At 50.3% G+C, this 354-nt stretch carries 1 protein-coding gene; it reads left to right on the forward strand.

Features of this window, described 5'->3' with window-relative positions; genetic code table 11:
• The first annotated feature begins 106 nt into the window (after positions 1-106).
• Positions 107-331, forward strand: coding sequence for a helix-turn-helix domain-containing protein (locus tag GPK88_RS18545; RefSeq protein ID WP_005362423.1), 225 nt, complete (start codon positions 107-109; stop codon positions 329-331).
• The last annotated feature ends 23 nt before the right edge of the window (positions 332-354 follow it).

Genomic DNA, 354 nt, shown 5'->3' on the forward strand with positions numbered 1-354 from the left:
GCGCACCAATGCAGGGAAACACCGCAGGAATGGGGCAGGAAAACGGCTTTTGGGGAGAACGGCAGCAGGAAGCATTTTAACCTATTTGATTTATGGGAGGAACAGAATGAACGATAAAAAGAGATTGAACAGCTACGAGGATTTACCGCTGGTTCTGGATGTGGCGGACATTCAGCGGATTATGGGAATTTCAAGAGCGAGCGCCTATGAGCTGGTACACACACCCGGCTTTCCGGCGTTCCGCAGGGGCAGGCTTATCAAGGTCAGCAAAATTGCTTTCTTTGAATGGATGGCAAAAGGCTCCGAAACCGTACCGGGAAGCGACAAATAAGCGTGAGGTATCATTCCCTGACT

The organism is Blautia sp. MCC269 (genome assembly GCF_018785655.1).
Classification (GTDB): domain Bacteria; phylum Bacillota; class Clostridia; order Lachnospirales; family Lachnospiraceae; genus Blautia_A.

What these genes read in the sequence shown, in the direction of transcription:
- GPK88_RS18545 (WP_005362423.1), top strand. Translation starts at nt 107, where the DNA reads ATGAACGATAAAAAGAGATTGAACAGCTACGAGGATTTACCGCTGGTT.